At 69.6% G+C, this 7,517-nt stretch carries 8 protein-coding genes; 2 read left to right on the top strand and 6 right to left on the bottom strand.

The genetic code is table 11. The features are described from left to right. On the top strand, positions 1 to 979 hold a 979-nt coding region (locus HR086_RS42830; RefSeq protein WP_174468517.1), incomplete at its 5' end, for a di-heme oxidoredictase family protein. A gap of 18 nt (positions 980 to 997) precedes the next feature. Here HR086_RS42830 and HR086_RS42825 read toward each other — a convergent pair. The 5 genes from HR086_RS42825 to HR086_RS42805 form a co-directional block, all read right to left on the bottom strand. Further along, positions 998 to 2,017 (bottom strand): hypothetical protein, encoded by a 1,020-nt coding sequence (locus HR086_RS42825; protein WP_174468516.1) that lies wholly within the window; start codon positions 2,015 to 2,017, stop codon positions 998 to 1,000. Positions 2,018 to 2,104: 87 nt separating this feature from the next. Further along, positions 2,105 to 3,142, bottom strand: a complete 1,038-nt coding sequence (locus tag HR086_RS42820; protein ID WP_174468515.1) for a hypothetical protein — start codon at positions 3,140 to 3,142, stop codon at positions 2,105 to 2,107. A gap of 94 nt (positions 3,143 to 3,236) precedes the next feature. Next, positions 3,237 to 4,547 carry a hypothetical protein gene (locus HR086_RS42815; protein ID WP_174468514.1) on the bottom strand — a complete coding sequence of 437 codons (1,311 nt, stop codon included), beginning with the start codon at positions 4,545 to 4,547 and terminating at the stop codon, positions 3,237 to 3,239. A gap of 99 nt (positions 4,548 to 4,646) precedes the next feature. Further along, the gene (locus HR086_RS42810) at positions 4,647 to 5,150 is read right to left on the bottom strand and encodes a hypothetical protein (RefSeq protein ID WP_371817403.1); all 504 of its coding nucleotides are present in this window, start codon (positions 5,148 to 5,150) and stop codon (positions 4,647 to 4,649) included. Positions 5,151 to 5,153: 3 nt separating this feature from the next. Further along, positions 5,154 to 5,765 carry a hypothetical protein gene (locus HR086_RS42805; RefSeq protein WP_174468513.1) on the bottom strand — a complete coding sequence of 204 codons (612 nt, stop codon included), beginning with the start codon at positions 5,763 to 5,765 and terminating at the stop codon, positions 5,154 to 5,156. Positions 5,766 to 5,967: 202 nt separating this feature from the next. On the opposite strand from HR086_RS42805, the gene HR086_RS42800 reads away from it, so the two are divergent. Beyond that, positions 5,968 to 6,732 carry an RNase H family protein gene (locus HR086_RS42800; protein ID WP_141645216.1) on the top strand — a complete coding sequence of 255 codons (765 nt, stop codon included), beginning with the start codon at positions 5,968 to 5,970 and terminating at the stop codon, positions 6,730 to 6,732. Here the strand turns inward: HR086_RS42800 and HR086_RS42795 are convergent. After that, positions 6,717 to 7,517, bottom strand: an 801-nt coding sequence (locus HR086_RS42795; RefSeq protein WP_174468512.1) for a bifunctional 2-polyprenyl-6-hydroxyphenol methylase/3-demethylubiquinol 3-O-methyltransferase UbiG, incomplete at its 5' end; no start/stop codon positions are given. The genes HR086_RS42800 and HR086_RS42795 overlap by 16 nt on opposite strands.

Below are 7,517 nucleotides of genomic sequence, written 5' to 3'. Positions count from 1 at the left end.
CCCCGGACCCCATCCCGTGTATGGCGAGCAGTTGGACCTCCACCACCTCGGCCAGGCCCGCGGTGAGGGCAGCGTCGAGGTGGGCCATGAAGAGTTCACCGGCACGTTCGCCACGGGCGAGCCCTACTCCCTGCTGCGCCCCGTCTACCGCTTCAAGGACCTGACGCGCGGACCGCTGGAGGACGGCACGCCCTTCTCGCCTCGCGTGTCGCCGGCCAACTTCGGCCTCGGACTGCTGGAGGCCATTCCCGAAGAGACACTGCTGGCGCTGGCGGACCCGGAGGACCGGGATGGCGACGGCATCTCCGGACGCCCCAACCAGGTGGAGGACGTGAAGGAGCGCCGCACCCGGATGGGCCGCTTCGGGTGGAAGGCCAACCAGCCCACCCTGTTGCAGCAGGTGACGCACGCGCTGGTCGCGGACATGGGGCTGACGAACGAGCTGTACCCGCGCGCCCAGGAGCCCGAGGGCGTCCCCGCCGCCACCACGCCCGACGTGAAGGACTACGACCTGGAGCGGCTCGTCTTCTACACGCGACTGCTGGCGGTGCCGAAGCGGCGGGACTGGGACGCGCCCGGCGTGCTGCGTGGCAAGGCGGTGTTCCGCGCCATCGGCTGCGCGTCCTGCCATGTGGACCGGCCGATGGAGACAGAGGAGGTCGCGGGCTTCCCGGAGCTGTCGCGCCAGCGCATCTTCCCGTACTCGGACCTGCTGCTGCACGACATGGGCGAGGCGCTGGCGGATGGACGTCCGGACGGGCTCGCCACCGGCCAGGAGTGGCGAACCCCGCCCCTATGGGGAATCGGCCTGACGGCGACGGTGAGCGGCCACACGCGCTTCCTGCACGACGGGCGGGCCCGGAACCTCGAGGAGGCCGTGCTGTGGCATGGCGGAGAGGCCGCGCCCGCGCAGGAGCGCTACACGCGGCTCGTCCTCGAGGACCGGCAGGCCCTGCTGGCGTTCCTCGGCTCGCTCTGACCCGCGGAGGGCCGAGCCTCAGTCCTTCGGAAGCGGGAGGGCCGGATACACGCGCACCTCGCCAGCTCCACGCGCGAAGAGCGCGGCGACATTCACGCCGGTGACATCCAGTGAGGCCTTCGCCACCACGGCGACGTCACCGGAGTCCACGCCCCGCACCTGGCTGTTCGCTCCCAGCACGCCGGTGTCGTAGTTCGCGTAGCCATCGCAGTTGAAGGCATAGCCTCCGCTCCGCGCGACGAGGGAGTCGGCCTTCAACGTCATCCCGCACGACGGCACGAGCTGGAGGTCGATGGGAGGAAGGCCCGAGGCCTTCTTCAGCCGCTGCGCGGCGTGGTCCAGGCAGATTTCCACGCCGAGCGTCAGCTGGTCGCGGACGAACACGGAGTTGCCGTCGTAGCTGGCCACCTGCACCTCGGACGTCGTGCCGTACTCCCGCGTGGGAGGCAGGTAGTGGACTCGCGCTCCGGCGATGCCGCCCCCGCCACCCGACACCGGGATGAAGTCCATCCCCGACTGGCGCCTCTTCAGGACGGCCTCCGCGAACTCGGGGCCCGCGGAGGCGTACGTGAAGCCGCCCTTCTGCACCAGCACGTAGTTGTACGCCTCGATGGGCTTGGACGTGTCGATGACGTACTTCGGTCCGAAGAGGCGCTCGAAGAAGCTCGCGGGCCGCGTCTGGAACGACTTGCCCACGGTGCTGCCGAAGACGAAGAGCCAATGCGCCCAGCGCGCCTCGTCCTTCACACGCGACTGGAGCGCGGCCACCAGCGCCTGCACGCCGTCCATCGAATAGGCGCCCGTGCTCCCTCGGAAGAAGAACTCGGGCAGCATGAACACCTTCAGCGTCTCCGGGTCGTCGCGCGTCGTCTCCGGACAGTCGCGGGCCGCGTCGAGCGCGCGGGCCACCAGCTCGACGCGGGCCGCGATATCGGCGCTCTCGGTGGAGAGCCCCGCGTACTCCTCCACGCCATCACCCAGCTTCCGGGGCCCGGTGTGGATGCACCAGGCGATGAACTGCACGTTGGAATAACGCATGCGCCGTCTCCTCGTTGAGCGAGGGGAAGGCCCCCGCGTGGTACCCGGAAGACGGCGGCGCCACGCGGGTGTGATTCCGACGCGCCTTCAGTCGAAGGTCTCCAGGAGCACGGCGACGATGAACGGCGGCTCGAACGACGCCGAGGCGCCCGAGAGGCCCACGCTCCCTCCAGAAAAGCCCGGCGACACCCGCACCGGACCTGGCGCCTCGCGGGTGCCACGGAACGAGAAGCCCGCGACCTGGACTTCCTCGGCCGAGGCCAGGTCCTCCGCGTGGCGCTCGAAGAAGGAGGACGCCACCGTCAGCTCGAAGCTCGGCTGATAGGCGACCATCATCTCCGCCACACGGCCGCTCAACAGGCCCTTGGCGCCGAAGACCTGCTCCGGCGTGTAGCCGCCCTTGAAGGGGCCCTTGCGCCCGAGGATGGGCATGGAGCCGTTGAACCAGTGTCCCGTGTAGAGCGGCACCCGGCCCAGCCCCTCCATGGACACCGTCAGGGACAGGAGCTCTCCGTCCTTCAGCTCCAACGGCTTCAGCGTCCCCTGCTTCGCGCGGACCTTGAGCAACGAGGGTTGCGCATCCATGCGACCCTCCCGCGTCGAGGCCTGGACATCGACGCGGACGGGCCCCGTGGTGAGCCCCCGCGCGGCCATGCCCGCAAGCCACTCATAGGGCGACTTCGCCGGCGTGTAGTCGGCGCCCCACTGGAGGAGGCTCGCCTTGTTCTGGACCTTCGTCCAACCAGGAGGATTGCTGGAGCTGGCCGGCGGCGTGGAGGGCGGCGTCGCGCGCTCCAGGGACTCCTTCAGCTCCTCCACCGGCTCGAAGGACGGCGACAGCACGCGGAGGAAGGTGAGGTAGCGGCCACTGAAGCTCGCGCTCGTGGAGACGAACGGGGCGCCATCCTCGATGGACGCGGGCACCCCGTCATAGAAGTGGTGGGCCACATCCCCCATCGTCCCGTCCACCGTGGGCACCCAGTCCCAGCGCAGCGCGGGCTCCAGCCATTGCAGGGGCGAGGCCCCGACGTTGGCTGACGCAAGAGAGGACTCGGGGTTCGCGGTCTGCTCGGCCAGCACGTGACGGAGCTCCGCGCGCAAGGCATCTTCGACAGTCGTCTTCATGGAAATCACCCGGAAAGAAAACGGCCCCCTCCACCAGGAGCGGAGAGGGCCGGAATGAATGCGTGAATGAACAAGGAACCGGACGGGGGAGCGACTACGCCTGGTTGAGGCCAGGGAAGGACACCAGCACGCCGATGATGATGGGGTCCTCGGAGGTGGAGCCGCCCTCGAAGGTCGTCTTGCCATCGGTGCTGTGCTCGTAGTTGCTCTCGTGCCCGCCGCTGCCACCGAAGGAGAAGGGCCCGATTCGCAGCGACAGGCTCGCCTCGAACTTCTCGTAGTGCCGCTCGTACGTCGCCTCGCTCATCTCGATGGAGAAGCGCGGCTGGTACGCCACCACGAGCCCGCTGATGCGCGAGGCCAGGAGGCCATGCTGGCCGAACAGCGACGAGCTGCCCTCTCCGCCCTTCGCCACCCAGGGGTTGAGGATTTCGTAGCCGCCGCCCTTGCCGCGCGCGACGTCCGCCATGAAGCCACCGTCGTACCAGGCACCCGGCGTGACGGGGACGATGGTGGACGACTTGACGGCGATGGTGGCCGTGACGTTCTTGTCCGTCGCGGTGAGGTCCATCTTCTCCCAGCTGCCGCTGGCCGACACACCCCAGAAGGGCTTGTCGTAGCTGGCGGAGGCCTGGGCCCAGCTGCGCGAGTAGTCCACCGTCTGGTCCGACGCCTTGAGCGTCACGGAGAAGGAGCCGATGGAGCCCTTCTTGAGCTCCTCGCGCCACGTGTCGCCGTCCTTCCCGACGATGTAGTCGGGCTGATAGCGCAGCACGCCCGAGCCGTCCTGCACCTTCGTCCAGCCGCGCGGAGCCGGCCCGCTGCCCGGGTTCCCGGAGGGCAGCTTGATGGCGTCGATGGACGACTGGAGCGACGCGGGCATGCCCGCCATCTCCAGCTCGAACACCAACTGGGACGCGCGCCGGAAGGCCAGGTTCGCGTTGTCGCAGATCTGCGCGTAGGTCTTCCCCGGCCCCAGGTCCACCCAGGTATCCACGTCCGGGTACTTGCGCTCGAAGTAGGCGCCACCGTTCTGCCGCTGGCTCAGGTACGCCTGGTTCAGGTTGGTGATGGCCTGCGACATCTCGTTCTCGCGCAGGGTGACCTGGATGCGCAGCGCGTTCAGGTCCTTCTGGCGCTCCGGGCTGACCTTGAAGGAGATGTGGTGGAGCGCCTGCCGGTAGGAGTCCGCGAAGGAGGCGTCCAGGGTGCTGTACGCGCCGAGCGGGGACCACCGCGGCATGCCGCTGATGACCTGGTACGCGTGCGAGTTGAGCTCACCCTGGGGCGCCGGCGCCCAGTTGAACGCCATGGGCGTCCCGAGCATCTGGAAGTTCGGCGCGTCGCCGCCCAGCGCACCGTTGATGATTTGGTTGTACGACTGACTGAAGAGGTTCTCGTTCACGACTGCTCCCTCGGGGAGACGGCTCCTGAAGCGAAGCCGTGCGTTCGCGGGTGACGAGCGTCATGCCCGTCGTGCCCGCATCCCTGAGACGAGCCGCGCTCAGCGCGTGTGATTCACGCGCCGCGACCCCAGCCACAGCGAGACCGCCAGCGCGGGCAGCGCCAGCAGGTCCGTGACATCCATCGTATGGGCCACCGGCGCCACGCCTGGAATCGAGCGCCCCGACAGCCACGCCCACGCGGCGCGCACGGGCCACTGCAAGGTGCCAAGCCCCCAGCGCCAGCAGTCACCGGCGGGCTCGAACACCTTGATGGCGGTGAAGACCAGCGCCGTCAGCACCAGGCACGTGGTCAGCACCGCGCGAGAGGGCTGGAAGGCGCGGGCCCCGCGCTCGCACGACTGCTCCCAGAGCCCCTGAAGCAGGAGCGGGAACATGGCCAGCCCCGCGACGTCCGACAGCTTCCCCGTCCACCACGACGGCCAGCGGGCCTTCAACACATGGTCATTGAGCACGAGCACCAGCACCGCGCCGAACACGAGCGGGTGCAGGAGCGTGTCGCCCGGCGTGGGGTTCACCTGGGCCGTGGGGACGGAGGCACGCACGTCTCAGCGAGGCCCCACCAGGACCTCGAACCCATCCGGCGCCGAGTCCTCCGTGTCGTCGATGCTCACCTCCACCACCATGCGCCACTCCACGTCCACGGTGCCCTGGAGGGTCGCGTCCTGAAGCGACAGCTCGAGCGCCGCTTCCCACTCACACGGCTGCTCGAGCTGGCAGACATCGCCATCCGACAAGGCCTCGAAGCGCACCGCGCCGGCGTCTCCCGCCGTCACGGGCGCGGAGGAGCTCTCCTTGACCGGGCGAGGACCGAAGACCAGCTTTGCCTTGACGATGGGTTGCGCCTCGTCGCCCGGCGCATCCGGCGTCCACTTCACGAAGAGCGGCGCGCGCATCGTCGCCCAGACCGTCTGCTTGGAGCCATTGGGGACGAACATCCTCACCGGCAGGGCCACGCGGGCGGTGGGAGACGTCGGCGACAGCGACAGCACCCCCGGCTCGGACTCGACGATGACCGGAGGCGGGCCCGACATGGAGGTGGCCACCGAGGCGACGCTCGCCACCAGCAGGGCCACGCGCGCGGCCCAGGCGCGGGCACGCGAGGGATGGAGCCAGGAGGAACTCAGGGGGCGTGGAGCGGCGGGATGCTCGGTCTGCATGTCGATGACTGGCTTTCCCTCGGACACCCGCGACCCATGGGCCCGAGCGTGGGAGGCCGAGAGCAAGCCACGTACCAGAAGGAGGCTCCAGGGAGGGAGTCTTCCGGCTGTGCATGGAATCACGACTTCCGTGTCAGCCCGAGGACGCCCGCGGCGCGAGTCTTCCTGGCAGGGCGAACCCGGGGCCGCCTAGGGTTGCGGCATGAAGAGCCACGCCACGTTCGTCTTCGCCGACGGAGCCTGCTCCGGCAACCCCGGCCCGGGAGGCTGGGGCACCCTCATCGCCACACCCGACGGGCAGGTGACGGAGCTGGGCGGCCACGAGCCGGAGACGACCAACAACCGGATGGAGCTGACGGCGGTGGGCAAGGCGCTGCGCCACCTGGAGGCGACGCCGGGGCCGCTGCACATCCACACGGACTCCACCTATGTGATTCAGGGCGCCACCCGCTGGGCGTTCGGCTGGAGCAAGCGCGGCTGGAAGACGGCGGATGGCAAGGAGGTGGCCAACACGCTCTACTGGAAGCGGTTGATGGCGCTCCTGGCCCAGCGCAAGCAGACGCATTCGGGCGAGGCCGCCGCCGTGGAGTGGCACTACGTCCGCGGGCACGTGGGCGTGCCGGGCAACGAGCGGGTGGACGCCATCGCCGTCTCGTTCTCACGCGGCAAGGGCATGCGGCTCTACACCGGCTCGCTCGTGGGCTACGACGTGGACGTGTACGACGTGCCCGAGGACACGTCCCTGCCTCCAGAGAAGCCCCGCGAGGAGAAGGGAAAGACCAAGGCGCACTCCTACCTGAGCCAGGTGGGCCGCAGCGTGAAGCGCCACTCGACGTGGGCCGCGTGCGAGCGACGGGTGAAGGGCGTGTCCGATGCCCGCTTCAAGAAGACGAAGAGCGAAGAGGACGAAGCGCAGGTGCTGGCGGACTGGGGCGTCAAGCCCGAGGATGTTCAGGCCGAGGACTGACCCGGGCCGCGCACCGCCGTGAGCAGCAAGTCATACTTGCCACCGAGGAACGTGCGGAAGCCGTGCTGGTGCAGGTAGCGGCGGTAGAAGGACAGGTCCTTCACGAGCAGGGAGAGGTCGGGCTCGCGCAGGTTTCGCACCCGGGCGCCGTAGACGACCTCCCCGTCGCGGAAGCGGGAGTTGGGAAAGCCGAGCACGAGCGTGGCCTCGGGCTCCAGGTGCTCCTGCACCAGCGTGCGCAGGAGCGCGTGGTCATCCACGCCGGGGCTCTGCAGCGTGCCCACGGAGACCACGAGGTGGAAGCGGCCCAGCCCTTCCGGCAGGGCGTTGAGGTCGGCGACGAGGAAGGAGTGACGCGCGTCTGGAAAGCGGGCCCGCGCCTCCGCGAGCGCACTGGCGCTGTGGTCCACACCCACGAAGGTGACGTCCGGCGCCCCCTCCAGCCAGGCGAAGGCGGCGAGCTCGTCTCCCCGATTGACGCCCAGGTCCAGCACCCGCGCCCCTTCGGGCAGGCGAACCCGGCCGAGCGCCTCCAGCCAGGGACACAGGAAGCCCGCGTCCTCCAGCTTGCGCACGCGGGAGAAGGCGGAGTCCGCGCCGTAGCGCTCCTGGGGCGACGTCGCGTCGTCCGGCCCTGAGCCGCCCGCGTGCCAGGGCGCCTCGGGGCCCAGGGGCTCGAAGGAGAGCGAGACGTGCGTGTCGTCCACGCCGCGCGGCGTGAGCAGGCGGCAGGCCAGTCCCTCCGCCAAATCACACCAACTGCGCAGCGGCCGATGCACCAGCCC

This window comes from Myxococcus sp. CA039A (assembly GCF_013336645.1).
Taxonomy (GTDB): Bacteria; Myxococcota; Myxococcia; order Myxococcales; family Myxococcaceae; genus Myxococcus; species Myxococcus llanfairpwllgwyngyllgogerychwyrndrobwllllantysiliogogogochensis.
The sequence above is the reverse complement of the archived record's forward strand: the minus strand, read 5'-3'. Positions and strand labels throughout refer to the sequence as shown.